This window comes from Amnibacterium setariae (genome assembly GCF_003581425.1).
GTDB lineage: Bacteria > Actinomycetota > Actinomycetes > Actinomycetales > Microbacteriaceae > Amnibacterium > Amnibacterium setariae.
Genome location: NZ_QXTG01000001.1, coordinates 1422699 through 1437220 on the forward strand (window position 1 = coordinate 1422699; position 14522 = coordinate 1437220).

Annotated in this window: 16 protein-coding genes; 11 read left to right on the forward strand and 5 right to left on the reverse strand. The window is 74.7% G+C overall.

The features are described from left to right. Positions 1–17: 17 nt before the first annotated feature. A complete protein-coding gene (locus D1781_RS07185) occupies positions 18–326 on the reverse strand; it encodes a hypothetical protein (protein ID WP_119481501.1) in 309 nt (102 codons plus the stop codon). Positions 327–408: 82 nt separating this feature from the next. Here D1781_RS07185 and nusA point away from each other — a divergent pair, with 82 nt between their 5' ends. From nusA to D1781_RS07205, 4 genes are all read left to right on the forward strand, one after another. Beyond that, positions 409–1407 (forward strand): transcription termination factor NusA, encoded by a 999-nt coding sequence (gene nusA / locus D1781_RS07190; protein ID WP_119481502.1) that lies wholly within the window; start codon positions 409–411, stop codon positions 1405–1407. Positions 1408–1690: 283 nt separating this feature from the next. After that, positions 1691–4549: a translation initiation factor IF-2 gene (infB, locus tag D1781_RS07195; RefSeq protein ID WP_119481503.1), complete on the forward strand. Its 2859-nt coding sequence runs from the start codon at positions 1691–1693 to the stop codon at positions 4547–4549. A gap of 122 nt (positions 4550–4671) precedes the next feature. Beyond that, a complete protein-coding gene (gene rbfA / locus D1781_RS07200; RefSeq protein WP_119481504.1) occupies positions 4672–5106 on the forward strand; it encodes a 30S ribosome-binding factor RbfA in 435 nt (144 codons plus the stop codon). Next, a complete protein-coding gene (locus D1781_RS07205; RefSeq protein ID WP_119481505.1) occupies positions 5103–5498 on the forward strand; it encodes a DUF6804 family protein in 396 nt (131 codons plus the stop codon). Before rbfA ends, D1781_RS07205 begins: the two co-directional genes overlap by 4 nt. A 50-nt stretch (positions 5499–5548) precedes the next feature. Here D1781_RS07205 and D1781_RS07210 read toward each other — a convergent pair whose 3' ends face one another. Further along, entirely contained in the window at positions 5549–6421 is an 873-nt protein-coding gene (locus D1781_RS07210; protein WP_119481506.1) for an HhH-GPD family protein, read from the reverse strand. Next, positions 6418–6873: a GNAT family N-acetyltransferase gene (locus D1781_RS17490; protein WP_158590032.1), complete on the reverse strand. Its 456-nt coding sequence runs from the start codon at positions 6871–6873 to the stop codon at positions 6418–6420. Before D1781_RS17490 ends, D1781_RS07210 begins: the two co-directional genes overlap by 4 nt. A gap of 33 nt (positions 6874–6906) precedes the next feature. Here D1781_RS17490 and D1781_RS17495 point away from each other — a divergent pair, with 33 nt between their 5' ends. Continuing rightward, a complete protein-coding gene (locus tag D1781_RS17495) occupies positions 6907–7497 on the forward strand; it encodes a nucleoside/nucleotide kinase family protein (protein WP_158590033.1) in 591 nt (196 codons plus the stop codon). Positions 7498–7500: 3 nt separating this feature from the next. On the opposite strand, the gene D1781_RS07220 is transcribed toward D1781_RS17495, so the two are convergent. Further along, positions 7501–8496, reverse strand: a complete 996-nt coding sequence (locus D1781_RS07220; RefSeq protein WP_119481508.1) for a ketopantoate reductase family protein — start codon at positions 8494–8496, stop codon at positions 7501–7503. A gap of 39 nt (positions 8497–8535) precedes the next feature. On the opposite strand from D1781_RS07220, the gene truB reads away from it, so the two are divergent. Genes truB through D1781_RS07240 form a run of 4 tightly spaced genes read left to right on the forward strand, consistent with a single transcriptional unit; the run spans position 8536 to position 11177 of the window. Then, positions 8536–9402 (forward strand): tRNA pseudouridine(55) synthase TruB, encoded by an 867-nt coding sequence (truB, locus tag D1781_RS07225; RefSeq protein ID WP_119481509.1) that lies wholly within the window; start codon positions 8536–8538, stop codon positions 9400–9402. Beyond that, positions 9399–9767 (forward strand): hypothetical protein, encoded by a 369-nt coding sequence (locus D1781_RS07230; protein WP_119481510.1) that lies wholly within the window; start codon positions 9399–9401, stop codon positions 9765–9767. The genes truB and D1781_RS07230 overlap by 4 nt, the downstream gene beginning before the upstream one ends. Positions 9768–9813: 46 nt before the next feature. Then, positions 9814–10239 (forward strand): hypothetical protein, encoded by a 426-nt coding sequence (locus D1781_RS07235; protein WP_119481511.1) that lies wholly within the window; start codon positions 9814–9816, stop codon positions 10237–10239. 2 nt (positions 10240–10241) lie between these two features. After that, positions 10242–11177 (forward strand): bifunctional riboflavin kinase/FAD synthetase, encoded by a 936-nt coding sequence (locus tag D1781_RS07240; RefSeq protein ID WP_119481512.1) that lies wholly within the window; start codon positions 10242–10244, stop codon positions 11175–11177. Positions 11178–11335: 158 nt separating this feature from the next. On the opposite strand, the gene deoC is transcribed toward D1781_RS07240, so the two are convergent. Next, complete coding sequence (deoC, locus tag D1781_RS07245; RefSeq protein WP_199706420.1) at positions 11336–12061, reverse strand: deoxyribose-phosphate aldolase; 726 nt, start codon at positions 12059–12061, stop codon at positions 11336–11338. 60 nt (positions 12062–12121) lie between these two features. On the opposite strand from deoC, the gene D1781_RS07250 reads away from it, so the two are divergent. Continuing rightward, a complete protein-coding gene (locus D1781_RS07250) occupies positions 12122–12673 on the forward strand; it encodes a GDSL-type esterase/lipase family protein (protein WP_119481513.1) in 552 nt (183 codons plus the stop codon). Positions 12674–12812: 139 nt separating this feature from the next. Continuing rightward, on the forward strand, positions 12813–14399 hold the full coding sequence (locus D1781_RS07255; RefSeq protein ID WP_199706422.1) for a stealth family protein: 1587 nt from the start codon (positions 12813–12815) through the stop codon (positions 14397–14399). Positions 14400–14522 lie beyond the last annotated feature (123 nt).

Here is a 14522-nt window from a genome sequence, read left to right on the forward strand (position 1 = left end):
TCGGACACCCCCTCGGCTCAGGCGGCGGGGACCGCGATCCGCAGGTCCATCCCGGCCACCCGCTGCGGCACGCCCTCGAAGGCCGCCGCGCGCTCCGGCGACGCGGTCCACGCCGCGTCGAGGCGCCGGAACGCGGCCTCGTCGCCGGCCGTGGAGACCGCCCACACGAACTCCTGCGTCTCGGGCACGACCAGCGCGGACTCGAGGCGGAAGCCGAACGCCTCCCGCGCGGGCAGCAGCCGCGTGCGCCACCAGGCGACGAAGGCGTCGAGCTCGCCGTCGACGATCCGGTACCGGCGCAGCTGCACCGTGCGCTCCTCGCTCATGGCCGACCTCCAGGGGCTCACTCGGGCGCTGCTAGCGTAGGGGGGCCCGAAACGCGGGCGCCGAGCGGACGGGGAGGGCCCGATGGAGATCGATCTCGCCGTCCTGCGGATGATGGAGCGCGAGCGGGAGATCCCGTTCGACGAGCTGCTGCGCATCATCGAGGCCGCGATCCTCACCGCGTACCTGAAGCACACGGACCGGCCCGAGCACGCCCCGGCGGGCACGCCGTCGCCGCGCGTGGAGATCGACCGGAAGTCCGGCCGGGTCACCGTCTACGTGCCGGAGCTCGACGACGAGGGCGAGCAGGTCGGCGAGGCCGTCGACGACCCCCACGACTTCGGCCGCGTCGCCGCCTTCGCGGCGAAGCAGGTCATCAACCAGCGCCTGCGCGACCTCGGCGACGAGCGCGTGCTCGGCGAGTTCAAGGGCCGCGAGGGCGACATCGTCGCCGGCGTCATCCAGCAGGGCCCGAACCCGCGGATGGTCCACGTCGACCTCGGCTCGATCGAGGCGATCCTGCCGCCCGAGGAGCAGGTGCCCGGCGAGAGCTACCGGCACGGCGAGCGCATCCGCGTGTACGTGACCAGCGTCTCGCGCGGCCCGAAGGGCCCGTCGATCACGGTCTCGCGCACCCACCCGGCGCTCGTCCGCCGCCTGTTCGCGCTCGAGGTGCCGGAGATCGCGTCCGGCGTCGTCGAGATCACCGGCCTGGCGCGGGAGGCGGGGCACCGGTCGAAGGTCGCCGTGCGGGCGACGCAGCCGGGCGTGAACGCCAAGGGAGCCGCGATCGGCGAGCTCGGCGCGCGCGTTCGCGCGGTCTCCGCGGAGCTCGGCGGCGAGAAGATCGACATCGTCGACCACGCCGACGACCTCGCGACCTTCGTCGCGAACGCCCTCTCGCCCGCGCGCGTGACGAGCGCGTTCGTGCTCGACCGCTCGTCGAAGGCCGTCCGCGCGCTCGTGCCGGACTACCAGCTGTCGCTCGCCATCGGCAAGGAGGGCCAGAACGCCCGCCTCGCCGCGAAGCTGACCGGCGCGAAGATCGACATCCAGCCGGACTCGATCCTCGAGGGCGACTGACCCGAGCGCCCGCGGGGCGCGCATCCGGCCCCTGCGGGAACAGCGGAGGCGGTGCGGCCGTTGCACCCGGGGCGACGACATGCCCGGGGCGCGCAGCGGCCGGGTACACTCGTGCGAGGAGCGGCCACAGGCTGCCGTTCCTTCCACTGCCGCTCCGTTCGGGGCGGGCAGTTCTCACCACGCGAAGTGGAACAGGCACATGGACCAGCGATGAGCGACTCGAGATGAGACCCGCACCGCAGTAGCGGCCCGCCCTGTCCGGGCGGGCCTGGACAGGAGAGAAGTGGCGAAACCACGCGTCCACGAGATCGCGACCGACCTCGGGATCGACACGAAGCTGGCGCTCGCGAAGCTCAAGGAGATGGGCGAGTTCGTCAAGGGCCCGTCGTCGAGCGTCGAGCCCCCCGTCGTGCGCAAGCTGAAGGCGAAGCTCGCGGCCGACGGCATCACGACGGCCGGCGCCGCCGGCGGACCGCGCCCCGGCGCGCCCGTCGCGGGTCGACCCGGCCCCGTCGCGCGGCCCGGCACCCCCGGCCCGCGGCCGAGCGCGGCCCCCGCGCCGCGGCAGGCCCCGGAGACGGCGGCCCCCGCCGCCGCCCAGCAGCCGGCGGCGCCGCAGAGCGCGCCCGCGCCGCAGCAGCCCCAGCAGCCGGCGGCGCAGCCGCAGGCCGAGCGCCCCGCGGCGCAGCAGGCCGCGCCGCAGCGTCCCGCTGCGACCGACGACACCGCGCGGCCGGTCGAGGAGCGCCCCGGCGCCCCGCGTCCGGGCGGCGCAGCGACCCCCGGCGCGATCCCGCGTCCGGGCGGCGCCCCGCGTCCCGGCGCTCCGCGTCCGGGCAACAACCCGTTCGCCTCCAGCCAGGGCATGGGCCGTCCCGGCACGCCCCGTCCGGGCAACAACCCGTTCGCCTCGAACCAGGGCATGGGTCGTCCCGGCGCGGGCGGCGGCGCCAACGGCGCGATCCCGCGTCCGGGCGCTCCGCGTCCGGGCGCTCCGCGTCCCGGCGCGCCCCGTCCGGGCGCCCCGCGTCCCGGCGGGCCCGGCATGGGCCAGCGGCCGCAGGGCTTCGGCCAGCGTCCGAACTTCCAGCGCCCCGGCGGCGCGGGCGGCGGCGCGGCTCGACCCGGCGGCGCCGGTGGCGGCTTCCAGCGCCCGGCGGGCGGCTTCAGCGGTCCCCGTCCCGGTGGCGGCGGTCGCGGTCGCGGCCCCGGCGGCGGCACGGCGGGCGCGTTCGGCAAGGGCGGCGGCAAGAGCCGTCAGCGCAAGTCGAAGCGGACGAAGCGCGCCGAGTTCGAGATGCGGTCGGCCCCGACCCTGGGCGGCGTCAGCGTCCCCCGCGGCGACGGCTCGACCACGATCCGCCTCCGTCGAGGCGCCTCCATCACGGACTTCGCGGACAAGATCGACGCGAGCCCCGGCAACCTCGTCACGGTGCTGTTCCACCTCGGTGAGATGGCGACCGCGACGGAGTCGCTCGACGAGGCCACGTTCCAGGTGCTGGGCGAGGAGCTCGGCTACCGGATCGAGATGGTCTCGCCCGAGGACGAGGACCGCGAGCTGCTCGAGGGCTTCGACATCGAGTTCGAGTACGACGAGGACGACGAGGACCTGGAGATCCGGCCCCCGGTCGTGACCGTCATGGGCCACGTCGACCACGGCAAGACGAAGCTGCTCGACTCCATCCGCCACTCCAACGTGGTGGCGGGCGAGTCCGGTGGCATCACGCAGCACATCGGCGCCTACCAGGTGTGGAAGGAGCACGAGGGCAACGAGCGCGCGATCACCTTCATCGACACCCCGGGCCACGAGGCGTTCACCGCCATGCGTGCCCGCGGTGCCGAGGTGACCGACCTCGCGATCCTCGTGGTCGCCGCCGACGACGGCGTCATGCCGCAGACGGTGGAGGCGCTGAACCACGCCCAGGCGGCCGGCGTGCCGATCGTGGTCGCGGTGAACAAGGTCGACAAGGAGGGCGCGAATCCGGCGAAGGTCCGGCAGCAGCTCACCGAGTTCGGCCTGGTCGCGGAGGAGTACGGCGGCGACACGATGTTCGTCGACGTCTCGGCCCGCACCGGGCTCGGGATCGAGGACCTGATGGACGCGGTCCTGCTGACCGCGGACGCCGGGCTCGACCTGCGCTCGAACCCGAACCGCGACGCGCGCGGCGTGGCCATCGAGGCGCGCCTCGACAAGGGCCGCGGCGCCGTCGCGACGGTGCTGATCCAGACGGGCACGCTCCGCGTTGGCGACTCGATCGTGGCGGGCACGGCCTACGGCCGCGTCCGTGCGATGACCGACGAGAACGGCGTCGCGATCGTGGAGGCGTACCCGTCGCGGGCCGTCCAGGTCCAGGGCCTCTCCTCCGTCCCGCGGGCCGGCGACACCTTCCTCGTCACCGAGGAGGACCGCACGGCTCGACAGGTCGCGGAGAAGCGCGAGGCCGCCGAGCGGAACGCGTCGCTGGCGAAGGCCCGCAAGCGCATCTCGCTCGAGGACTTCATGGGTCAGATCGAGGCCGGCAAGGTCGACTCGCTGAACCTGATCATCAAGGGCGACGTGTCCGGTGCCGTCGAGGCGCTGGAGGAGTCGCTCCTGAAGATCGAGGTCGACGACAGCGTCCAGCTGCGGATCATCCACCGCGGCGTCGGCGCCGTCACCGAGTCGGACGTGAACCTGGCGACGGTCGACAACGCGATCATCATCGGCTTCAACGTGCGCCCCGACCCGAAGGCCCGGGAGCGGGCCGCTCGCGAGGGCATCGACATCCGCTTCTACTCGGTGATCTACTCCGCGCTGGAGGACGTCGAGCAGTCGCTGAAGGGCATGCTCAAGCCGGAGTTCGAGGAGGTCCAGTCGGGCCTCGCCGAGATCCGCGAGGTCTTCCGCTCGTCGAAGTTCGGCAACATCGCGGGTGTCATCGTCCGCAGCGGCACGATCACCCGCAACGCGAAGGCGCGGGTCATCCGCAACGGCGTGGTCGTCGGGGACAACCTGGCGATCGAGTCGCTGCGCCGCTTCAAGGACGACGTCACCGAGGTCCGCACGGACTTCGAGGCCGGCATCGGCCTCGGTCGGTTCAACGACATCCAGGTCGGGGACGAGATCGAGACGACCGAGACCCGCGAGAAGGTCCGCGTCTAGCGCGCGGATCCGCATTTCCTTCGCGGATCCGCAGTTCTGAGGCGACACGCCGTGTCCGGGGTTCCCGGACACAGCGTGTCGCGCAGGAACTGCGGATCCGCGTTCGTTCCGAAGGAGGAGCCGTGGCCGACCACGGACGCGCCGCGAAGCTCGGCGACAGCATCAAGGAGATCATCGCGAAGCGCCTCGAGAAGGGGCTCCGCGACCCCCGGCTCGGGTTCGTGACGATCACGGACGTCCGCATGACGGGCGACCTGCAGCACGCGAGCATCTTCTACACCGTGTACGGCACGGAGCAGGAGCGCGAGGACTCCGCGGCGGCGCTCAAGGCCGCCACCGGCCTGCTGCGCACCGAGGTGGGCCGGAACATCCGCGCCCGGCTCACGCCGTCGCTCGAGTTCATCCCCGACGCGGTGCCGGAGAACGCGGCCCACGTCGCGGACCTGCTCGCGCAGGCCCGCGAGCGGGACAGCGCGGCCCGGGCGCTCGCCGAGGGCGCCCAGTACGCCGGCGACGCCGACCCGTACGTGAAGCCGCGCGAGGCCGACGCGGAGTGAGCGGGAACCGCGCCGAACGACGGGCGGCGGCGCGCACGCCGCCGTCCGTGCAGCAGCGCTACGGCTCGGGCAAGCAGCGCCGGGCGCTGGCACCCGCCGCGCTCGGCGCCATGGTGCTGCTCGGCGGGCTGCTGCTCGTCGGGCAGGAGTGGTACCTCTACATCCGGTTCGCGGTGAGCGTGCTCGCCGTGATCACGACCGTGTTCGTCTGGCAGGCGAAGCAGTGGGCGTGGCTGCCGGTGCCGCTCGTCGTCGCCGTGCTCTGGAACCCCGTGCTGCCGTTCGCGTTCAGCGGGCAGCCGTTCCGGCTCGGGCACGTCGCCGGTGCGGCGGCGCTGCTGATCACGGGCGCCTTCGCCCGGTACGACCCGAGGCGGGCCGCCCGGGCCTGACCCCCGCCCGTCTTCGTCCCGTCGGCACGTCGTGCCGACGGGACGACGGGTCAGGAGGGGAGCGACCAGCCGTCGTCGTCGCGCGCGGCGAGGCCGTCGCGCTCGAGGCCCGCGAGGATCCGGGCGCGCACCCCGGGGTCGGGGACGACGGCGACCAGCTCGGTCTCGCCGACGGGCACGTCGCTCGCCCGCAGCTCCGCCATGACGCGGCCGCGCAGCTGCCGATCCGAGCCCTCGAAGCGCGGCTTCCGCCGCGCGGGCGGGGCGTCCGGCGGCGGGTACCCGGCGAGGCGCCAGGCGCAGACGGCGCCGAGCGGGCACTCGTCGCACCGAGGGGCGCGCGCCGTGCAGACGACGGCGCCGATCTCCATCATCCCGGCGTTGAACGCGCGCTGCGCCGCCCGGTCGTCGGGCAGCAGCGCCTCCATCGCGGGCAGGTCGCGCCTCGCGTTCGGCGCCGCCGGCTGCGCCACGCCCTGCACGGCGCGCGCGACGACCCGCCGCACGTTCGTGTCGACGACCGGGTGCCGGTGGCCGTGCGCGAACACGGCGATCGCGCGGGCCGTGTAGTCGCCGATGCCGGGGAGCGCGAGCAGCTCGTCCACGTCCTCCGGCACCCGGTTCCCGTGCCGCTCGGCGATCGCCGTGGCGCACGCGTGGAGGGCGAGCGCGCGGCGCGGGTAGCCGAGGCGGCCCCAGGCCCTGAGCACCTCCGCGGGCGGCGCCGCGGCGAGGTCGGCGGGGGTGGGCCAGCGGCGCAGCCAGTCCTCGAGGATCGGCACGACGCGGGCGACCTGCGTCTGCTGCAGCATGAACTCGGAGACGAGCGTGCCCCAGGCGCTGAAGCCCGGGCGGCGCCAGGGCAGGTCGCGGGCGTGCGCCGCGAACCAGTCGGTCACGAGCGCGGGGTCGAGCGCCGTCATGCGAGCCGCTTCTCCAGGTGGACGCGGTCGTACCCCTGCTGGGTCCACCGCCCGCGCTCGACGAAGCCGCGGCGCGAGTAGAACTCCCGCGCTTCCGTCATCGCCGCGTTGGTCGCGAGCCGGACGGCGTTCGTGCCGGACTCGATCGCGGTCAGCTCGGCGCGGTCGAGGAGGAGGGAGCCGAGGCCCGTGCCGTGCTCGGCGGGCAGCACCGCGAGCGTCTCGACGAGCACGTGGCCCGGGTGCGGCCAGAGCACGAGCACGCCGACGACCCGGTCCTCCCGGGTCGCGACGAGCGCGCCGAGCGCCGAGATCGTCGTCGGCCAGTCGGTGCCGAGCGGTGCGGGCCGGATCCCGGTCCGCGCGACGAAGGCCGCGAACGCCGCGTCGACGACGGCGGCGATCTCCGGCACGTCCGCGTCGCGCGCGGCGCGGAGTCGGGTGACGGGCACGGGCTCCGAGCGTAGGCGGCTAGCGTGCCGGGCATGGCCCGATGGCAGCCCGCACGGGCCGACGTGATCGCCGAGTACGCCCGCGAGGTGCTCGAGGTGCACCCGGCCGGCCGCGTGGTCGTCGGGCTCGACGGCATCGAGGACCCGGAGGACCGCGGCACCCCCGCGGCTCGCGAGGCGTTCGCCGAGGACCTGGTCGCCGCGGTCGCCGCGCTGGGCGTCCCCGCGCTCGCGGTGCCGCTGGGCGCCTTCGCCGCCGCGCCGCGGGCGGACTCGCCGGAGCGCTTCTTCGACGAGGCCCGCTTCCGGGCGGAGGTGCTGACGCCGTACCGCCGCGGCGCGCTCGCGGGCGCGGAGGCCGACCGGGCGGTGCTCGTCGTCTCCGGCCCCTTCCTCCACTTCGGCGACCTCGCCGGGATCTGGCACACGAGCGCCTGGCTGCAGGTGCCGCGGGAGGTCGCGCGCGAGCGCGACGCCGAGCGGCTGCCCGGCACCGACCGCGCGGCGTGGACCGCGCTCGTCGACCTGGCCTTCCGGCGCCTCGACGCCCGGAAGCTCGCCAACGCGACGTTCGACCTGACGGACCCGTCGCACCCGCGGCGGGAGTTCGAGGACGCCTGCTGACGCTCAGCCGAGCAGCCGACGGGCCGCCTCGTCCGGCGGCAGGAAGGCCCCGGTCGACTCGACCTCGTGGACGAGCGCGACGATCCGCGCGTTGACCGGCGTCGGGACGTCGAGCCGGGCTCCCGCCTCGACGACGGCGCCGGACAGGTGGTCGATCTCGCTCGGCCGCCCTCGGCGGATGCTCTGCAGCGTGCTGCCCGGGTTCGGCACCGCGCCCATGCGGGCGAGTACGCCGCGGCGGACGATCCGGCCCGCGATCGCGAGGGGGAGGCGGTCCACCGCGCGGATCAGGGCGGGCGTCAGCGCGGGCAGGCCCTCGAGCCGGACGCCGTCGGCCCGGGCCACGCGGACGGTCTCCCGCATCGCCGCCGCGACCGCCGCCGCCAGCCGCGGCGACCCGAGCGCCTCCTGCAGCCCGACCCCGGTGACGGCGGGCGCCGCGTTCAGCTGGTTCACCACGAGCTTCGACCACTGGAGGCCGGCGAGGTCCGGCGCGCTGCGGACCGCGGCGACCCCGCCGAGCACCGCGACCGCGGACCGCAGGTCGGCCTCCGACGCCGTCTCCCGGGCGAGCACGGTCGTGCCGCGCGCCGTCACCGTGACGACGCCGGGGGAGAGGTAGGAGGCGGCGATCATCGACGCGGCGCCGAGCAGCGGCGAGGTCGGCAGCGCCTCGCGCAGCGCCTGCGGGCCGCGCACCCCGTTCTGCACCACCACGACCGGCACGCCGGCGAGCGCCGCCGCGTTCTGCGCCGCCGCGGCCGCCGCGTCCTGCGCCTTGACCGCCAGCAGCGCGAGGTCCGGTGCCTCGCGCAGCGTCTCGTCGGCGCGGAGCCGCGCCGTCCACTCGCCGTACCCGCCGTCGAGGCGCAGGCCGCCGGAGCGGATCGCCGCGAGCTGGTCGCCGCGCGCCGTCACCACGACCTCGTGCCCGGCGCGGTCGAGCAGCGCCGCGAAGGTCCCGCCGAGCGCCCCCGCCCCGATCACGCCGATCCGCACCCGGGCAGCGTAGGCGGCGACGGATGGGACGATGGAGGGGTGACCGCCGGTCTGCTCCTCGTCGACAAGCCGATCGGGCCCACCTCCCACGACCTCGTGCAGCGGACGCGCCGCCTTGCCGGCACCCGCAGGGTCGGCCACGCGGGCACGCTCGACCCCGCCGCGAGCGGCCTGCTGCTGCTCGGCGTCGACGGGGCGACCCGGCTGCTGACGCACCTCGTGGGCCTCGACAAGACCTACACGGCGACGATCCGCCTCGGGTCCGCCACGACCACCGACGACGCGGAGGGCGCGCCGATCGGTGCACCCGCGGTCGTCACCGACGAGGTCCGCGGGCGCATCCCGGCGGCGGTCGCGGCGCTCACCGGGGAGATCGACCAGGTGCCGTCCTCCGTCAGCGCCGTCCACGTCGACGGCCGCCGCGCGCACGAGCTGGTCCGCGCGGGGGAGTCGGTCGACCTCCCGTCGCGCCGGGTGGTGATCCGCCGGTTCGAGGTGCTCGAGCAGCGGGACGAGGAGCTCGACGTCGTCGTGGACTGCTCCTCCGGCACGTACATCCGGGCGCTCGCCCGGGACCTCGGCGCCGCGCTCGGCGTCGGCGGCCACCTCACGGCGCTGCGGCGCACCCGCGTCGGACCGTTCGACGTCGCCGACGCCGCGCCGCTCGAGGCGCCGCTCGCGCTCCGCGCCCCCGCCGAGATCGCGACGACCCTGTTCCCGGCCCTGCGGCTCGACGAGGCCGGGACGGTCGCGCTGCGGCAGGGCAAGCGCCTCCCCGTCGACCTCCCCGACGCGCCCGTCGTCGCCGCGCTCGACCCCGAGGGCGCCCTGATCGGGCTCGTGGAGGTCGTGGGCGGCCGCACCCGCGTGCTCATGAACCTGCCGCCCGAGCCGGTGCGGGCGTGATCGCCGGGTTCACGACGGCCGCGGTGATCGTCGCGGCGGTCGCCGCCGTGCTCGCCGTCGTGCTCGGGCTCGCGGGCCGCAAGCCCTCCGACCTCTCGCTCGCCGGGCCCGCGCTGCTCGAGCTGCTGCTGCTCGCGCAGGCCGTCATCGGGATCGCCGCGCCGTTCGTCGGCAACCCGCCGTCGGGCAACCCGGTCGAGTGGTGGGCCTACCTGATCGCGGCGCTGATCATCCCGCCCGCGGCGATCTTCTGGGCGCTCACCGAGCGCACCCGGTGGTCGGTGGTGGTGGTCGGCATCGCCTGCTTCGCGGTCGGCGTGATGTTCGTCCGGATGCAGATCATCTGGACGCTGCAGGGCTCCTGACCCGCGGCGGCGGCTCCCGACGACGGCGTGGGAGAATCGGCGGGCGATGACCGACACGACCGCCGAGCGGCAGAAGACCTCCGGGCCCGGCCGCACCCTGATCGTCTTCTACTTCATCATGACGATCGCGGCGGTGTTCCGGAGCGTGTACCAGGCGATCACGGCGTTCGGCGAGGCGCCCCTCGCGATCACGCTGTCGTTCGTCGCCGGCGTCATCTACCTCGTCGCGACGATCAACCTGATCCGCACCGGGCGGACCGCCTACCGGATCGCGTTCGCCGCCATCACGTTCGAGCTCGTCGGTGTCGTCGTCGTCGGCGCGCTGTCGCTGGTGCTGCCGCGCGTCTTCCCCTTCGACTACACGGTCTGGTGGGGCTTCGGGCTCGGCTACCTGCTGATCCCGCTCGCGCTGCCGATCCTCGGGCTGCTGTTCCTGCGCAGCCAGCGCGCCGTCTTCGCGCGGACCGCCTGACCGTGCGCGTCTTCACGGGGATCGGCGAGGTCCCGGAGGGCTTCGGCCCGTCCGCCGTCACCATCGGCAAGTTCGACGGGCTGCACACCGGGCACCGCGTCGTGATCGACGACCTGCTGGCGCTCGCCGGCGACGACCTCGAGCCCGTCGTCATCACGTTCGACCGCAACCCGCTCGAGCTGCTCCGGCCCGACCGCTACCCGCCGCCGCTCGTCGGGCTCGAGCAGAAGCTCGAGCTGCTGGAGGGCGCCGGCGTCGGCGCGACCGTCGTGCTCACCTTCGACGAGACCCTCGCGGCCCTCGAGCCGGAGGCGTTCGTCGAGCAGGTGCTGCTCGGCCCGCTCGCGATGCGGCGCCTGCTCGTGGGCGACGACTTCCGGTTCGGCCACCGCGGCCGCGGCGACGTCGCCCTGCTCGAGCACCTCGGGCGGCAGCGCGGCTTCACCGTGCAGGTGCAGCAGCAGGTCACCCGGGAGTCGCGGCGCGTCTCCTCGACGTGGATCCGCGAGCTGCTCGGCGCCGGGGCGATCGAGGAGGCCGCGCAGCTGCTCGGCCGCCCCCCGGCCGTCCGCGGCGAGGTGGTGCACGGCGCGGGCCGCGGCCGGGAGCTCGGCTTCCCGACGGCGAACCTCGCGCAGCAGTCCGACGGGATGATCCCCGCGGACGGCGTCTACGCGGGCCGCCTCGTCGACCGGTCGTTCGACCCGCCCGTCGCGTATCCGGCCGCGATCTCCGTCGGCAGCAACCCGACCTTCGAGGGCGTGCCGCCGAAGCAGGTCGAGGCCTACGTGCTCGACGAGACCCTCGACCTCTACGGCCACCTCGTCGACGTCGAGTTCACGCACCGCATCCGCGGCCAGGTCGCCTACACCGGCGTGGAGCCCCTCGTCGCGCAGATCGCGGTCGACGTGGAGCAGGTCCGCTCGCTCTCCTCCTGATCCGCGCGAGGGTCCTGATCTCGAGGCTCGCCGGCGCTCGCACCTCGATCAGCGGAGGTGTGCGGAGCGCTCGCCCGACCCGTTGGTCGAGGTGCGAGCGCAGCGATGGGCCCCACGGCCGGTGTTCCCGGGCGAGGGACTCGAGACCGACCCGCGCGTCAGTAGGAGGAGGCGTCCGTCTCGCCGCTGGTCGCGCCGGTCTCGACGAGGCGCTGCACGTCGGAGAGGATCACGTCGGTCGCGCTCGTGCCGAAGCGGTCGACGCCGATCGCGCGCATCTCGAGGAGCGTGTCGAGGCCGCGCACGCCGCCGGACGCCTTGATCCGCACCGCGGGGGAGACCGCGCCGCGCATGAGCCGGAGGTGGTGCACCGTCGCGCCGCCGCCCGCGAACCCCGTGGACGTCTTGACGAAAGAGGCGCCCGCGCGCTCGGCGGCCTTCGACGCGGCCACGACCTCGTCGTCGGTGAGGAACGCGGTCTCCAGGATCACCTTGACCACGCGGCCCTCCGCCACCGCGACGACGGCCGCGATGTCGTCCTCCACGGCCGCGACGTCGCCGCTGCGCAGCCGCCCGACGTGCTGCACCATGTCCAGCTCCGCGGCGCCGTCGTCGAGGGCGCGGCGCGCCTCGGCGACCTTCGCGGCGGTCGAGGTGGAGCCGTGCGGGAAGCCGATGACCGTACCGGTCGCGACGGGCGTGCCCGCGAGGCGGGCGACCGACCGGGGGATGTCCGAGGGGCGCACGCAGACGCTGAAGATGCCCCAGCGGGCCGCGAGGTCGAGGTCGGCGTCGACCTCCGCGTCGGTCAGCTCGGGCTTCAGGATCGCGTGGTCGATCAGGGCGGCGATGGACGCGACGGTCGGGGTCTCGGAGGCAGGCACGGCGCTCCAGCGTACGCGGCGGTGCTTGGCCCGCTCAGGAGGGCCCCCTAGCCTGGCGGCGTGAGCGACACCGAAACGCCCCGGCCCGACTCCGCGCCGGACGGGCCGCTGCTCCTGCTCGGCGACAGCCTCACCGAGGGCGGCCCCTGGCAGGAGGCGTTCCCCGACCGCGAGGTGGTGAACGCCGGCAGGTCGGGCGACACCACCGCCGACATCGCCGCCCGCCTCGAGGAGGTCGTGGCCGCGAGGCCCGCCGCGGTCGTGCTGATGGCGGGGACGAACGAGTCCCGCCGCGCCACCGTCGAGCAGGTCGTGCGCGGCCTCGAGGACATCCTGTTCCAGCTCCGGCACGAGCTGCCGGACGCCCGCCTCGTCGTCGCGTCGGTGCTGCCGCGCGAGCGCGAGCGCGCCGACTGGATCCGCGAGGTCAACATCCACGTGCGCCAGTTCGCGCCGACCGTGAAGGCCGAGTTCCTCGACCTCTGGCCGGTGTTCGCGGAGGAGGACGGGGAGCTGCGCGCCGAGTACACGCCGGACCGCCTCCACCTCACCGAGGCCGGGTACGCCGCCTGGGCGGGCGAGCTGCGCACGCTGCTCGAGCCGCAGGCCTAGCCCGCCGCACGGGCGCGCCGCGAGCGCGGCCCGCTAGCATCACCTGCAGGAGCGTCCCTTCCGGGGCGCCGCGACGACGCCGCACCGTGCGGCTGGAGGACCGTCAGCGAAGCTCCACGACCCGCAGGGAGGACCCGGCATGCCCGCGCGCTCGAAGCTCCGACCCCTGCAGAGTCCCGCCTCGCGGATCCGCTCCCGCCCCGACGTCGTCGAGGTCGGCGGCGTGCTCGCCCTCGCCGGGCGGCCCGAGACGCCGTCCGAGGCGCGGATCGCGGACCTGCTGTTCCTCGCCGACGCGCTCGACGCGGCGGACGTCGAGTTCCTGCTCGTCCGCGACGACGCCCACCGGCCGATCCTCGTCGTCGACGAGTCCGAGCGCCTCGCCGTCACCCGCGCGCTCGTCACGGCGTGCGCGGACGAGCCGTTCCTCGCGGTCGCGCTGAAACGCAACCTCCGGGCGCGCGACGAGACGGTGCTGATCGCCGACGGCGACGTCGCGCCGTCGCGCACCGACCGCCTCCTGTCCGTCTTCCGGCCGCGCGTCGACGCGGCCGGCGTGCTGCACGCGGACCCGGACGCGGGCGTGCGGTTCGAGTTCTGGGTGCGGCAGGGCGCGGAGGTGCGCGTGCCGGCGCCGAACGCGCTGACCCGCCGCCGGTTCGTGAACGCCGACGTGCACCCCGACACCACCGAGCGGTACGGCCGCACCTGGAACACGATCCGCGACATGTTCACGGACCTCGTCTCCGACGTGACGTTCCCGATCGACATGGTCTTCTCCTGGGTCGACGGCACCGACAAGGAGTGGCAGCGGGCCCGCGCGCGCCGCATGGCGTCCTACGTCGTCGGCGAGGGCGACGACGCGGAGGCGCGGTACCGGCAGATCGACGAGCTGCGCTACGCGCTCCGGTCGGTCCACACCTTCCTGCCGTGGGTGCGGAACATCTACATCGCCACCGACTCGAAGGCGCCCGCCTGGCTCGCGGACCACCCGCGGGTGCGGATCGTGCGCAGCGAGGAGTTCTTCCGCGACCCGGCGGTGCTGCCGACGCACAACTCGCAGGCGGTCGAGGCGCAGCTGCACCGCATCGACGGGCTCTCCGACCACTTCATCTACTCGAACGACGACATGTTCATCGGCCGGCCCCTGCGCCCCGAGGTGTTCTTCTCGCCGGGCGGGATCAGCCGGTTCATCGAGGCGGACACCCGCATCGGGCTCGGCGACAACGACCCGGCGCGCAGCGGCTACGAGAACTCCGCCCGCGTGAACCGGAGGCTGCTGCGGGAGCGGTTCGGGCGCGTCATCACCCGCCACCTCGAGCACGCGGCGACGCCGATCCGCAAGGACGTCGTCGCGGAGATGGAGGAGGTGTTCGCCGACGAGTTCCGCGCGACGGCGGCGAGCCCGTTCCGTGCGAAGGACAACATCTCCGTCACGAACAGCTTCTACCACTACTACGCGCTGCTCACCGGCCGGTCGATCCAGAACCGGGAGTCGTCGATGCTCTACGTCGACACGACGACGCACAAGGGCCTGGGGCTGCTGAAGAAGCTCGGCAAGCGGCGCGACGTCGACTTCTTCTGCCTGAACGACGGCAGCTTCCCGGAGGTCGCGCCCGACGTGCGGGCGAAGAAGGTCACCGAGTTCCTGCAGACCTACTTCCCGTCGCCCGCGCCGTGGGAGCGCGCCGACGGCGACGCCGCGGCACCCGCCCAGGCCGGCTGAGCCGCCGGAGTAGGTCGACCGGCTGATCCTTCCCGTCGATCGAGGTGCGAGCGCCAGCGAGCCTCGAGATCAGGACCCGCGCTCGTTCTTGCGCGCTGCAGCCGCAGTTGCGTGCGAGCGCTT

Excerpts from the sequence above, each read along its gene's own strand:
- D1781_RS17495 (WP_158590033.1), top strand. The coding sequence starts at position 6,907 with ATGGCCCGATGGCAGCCCGCACGGGCCGACGTGATCGCCGAGTACGCC.
- D1781_RS07185 (WP_119481501.1), bottom strand. The coding sequence starts at position 326 with ATGAGCGAGGAGCGCACGGTGCAGCTGCGCCGGTACCGGATCGTCGAC.
- D1781_RS07255 (WP_199706422.1), top strand. The coding sequence starts at position 12,813 with ATGCCCGCGCGCTCGAAGCTCCGACCCCTGCAGAGTCCCGCCTCGCGG.
- nusA (WP_119481502.1), top strand. The coding sequence starts at position 409 with ATGGAGATCGATCTCGCCGTCCTGCGGATGATGGAGCGCGAGCGGGAG.
- D1781_RS07235 (WP_119481511.1), top strand. The coding sequence starts at position 9,814 with ATGACCGACACGACCGCCGAGCGGCAGAAGACCTCCGGGCCCGGCCGC.
- D1781_RS07210 (WP_119481506.1), bottom strand. The coding sequence starts at position 6,421 with ATGACGGCGCTCGACCCCGCGCTCGTGACCGACTGGTTCGCGGCGCAC.